Source organism: Dactylosporangium sp. NPDC005572, assembly GCF_040605515.1.
Classification (GTDB): Bacteria; Actinomycetota; Actinomycetes; order Mycobacteriales; family Micromonosporaceae; genus Dactylosporangium.
Window position 1 is genome coordinate 1 of sequence record NZ_JBEXCY010000460.1, and the last position, 1,601, is coordinate 1,601.

Here is a 1,601-nt window from a genome sequence, read left to right on the forward strand (position 1 = left end):
CTTGATCTTTAACCTCGCCGTCGGGGTCGTGGCTTGCTCGGTTTCTTCTTCTTGGAGGTCGTGTTCCCGGGTTCGTTGCTGGTGACGGTGTGGACGTCGTGGCGGTGGGCGGGGTGGCGGTTGGGCTGTCCGGGTGGTCGTCCGGGTCCTGGCCGGGAAGGTTTCGGCGCGCTGGCGGGACAGGCTGTCGCCGTGCGGAGGTGCCGAAAGCTGCGACGGACCCGGGCGGGGGTGAGCCGGTGTGGTGGTGCTGGTTTCTCCCATGGCCGTCGTAGGTCGGCGGCGAGCGGGCGGGCCAGCCGCAGTTGGGTGTGGGCGGCGATGATGAGCCAGGTCCACCGGTCCGCGGCGGCGGGGTCGCGCAGTTTCGGCACGGTCCAGCCGAGGGTCTGTTTGAACAGCCGGAAGGTGTGTTCGATGTCGAAACGGCGCAGAAACGCCTGCCACAGCAGGTCGACCAGCGCTGCATCCGGGTCGCGTGTGGGTTCGTCGCCGGTGCCGGTGGACCACCACAGCCAGACCGGTTTCGCGGTCGCGCCGGAGGGCAGCCGGGCCACGTCCAGGCGGATGAGTGTGCCGTGCAGGATCGGCAGGTCGGGGCAGTCGGCCCAGGCGGCGCGGCGGGTCAGTCTGGGGTGTAGCCGGTGCCAGGCGCGGGCGGTTGCAGTGCCGTAGAGCCGTGTGTCGGTCGTGGTGGTCACGTCCGGGGTGTCCCAGCTGGCCGGGTCACCGAAGATGAACTCGCCGCCGTGGCGTGGTGGCCGGCCGTTGGTGCCCGGCAGGCGGGGTAGCGCGGGCCGGCGCAGGACCCGGTCCGAGCGTAGCCGCGCCAGGACGCGGACCGGCAGGTCCTGCAGCAGCCAGGCGAGGCGGGCCGCGTCGTAGCCGGCGTCCATGACGGTCCAGATGTCCGCATCACCCGGCCGCCAGTGCCCTGCGTCGATCAGCCGGGTCACCACGTCACGCACCTGCCCGGCCGTCACGATCGCCAGATCCGCGCCCGGAACGAGCCGGACGGCGTCCAGCGGCGCGGTCCACGAACTGCGGCCGGTCTCCAACGCGACCACGAACGAGTACGGCCAGCCCGGAACACCGACGTGTTCGCCCTTGCTGCGACCGGAGGTGTGACACAGGATCCGCTCCGGTGAGGTGTGTGCCTCCGGCCGAAGCCAACAGGTGACATCCACAGCCAGGACGATCCGGCCGTCCGCCGCCCGCGGCAGCGGCGCCGCAGCCAGCACCCGACGAAGCCGATCAACCTCCACCCGGCCGGCCGCCAGCGCGTCGTACAACGCGCCGTGTCCACGACGGTGCTCCGCCACCAGCGACAACCCCGGCAGTGACGACACCGGCCCGTCCGCGCACAACACCGCGTCAGCCATCTCGAACAACGCATCCGCACGACGCGTCAGACACGCATGCAACGCACGCCGGAACCACCCGAGGTCCCCGCCCGGGACAACCGGCCCAGCATCAGGCACACTGATCATGAAGCAGCCCTTGGTATTGATCTTCTTCCCTCGACAAGAAGATGATCACCCAAGGGCTGTTTCCATCACCAACCAGGGGCCGACGTCAACCACCCCAGGTTAAAGATCAAG

The 1,601-nt window shown here is 69.8% G+C and carries 1 protein-coding gene; it reads right to left on the reverse strand.

Features of this window, described 5'->3' with window-relative positions; translation table 11 throughout:
• Positions 1-8 precede the first annotated feature (8 nt).
• Complete coding sequence (locus ABZS66_RS61635) at positions 9-1,490, reverse strand: NF041680 family putative transposase (RefSeq protein ID WP_354774270.1); 1,482 nt, start codon at positions 1,488-1,490, stop codon at positions 9-11.
• Between the last annotated feature and the right edge of the window lie 111 nt (positions 1,491-1,601).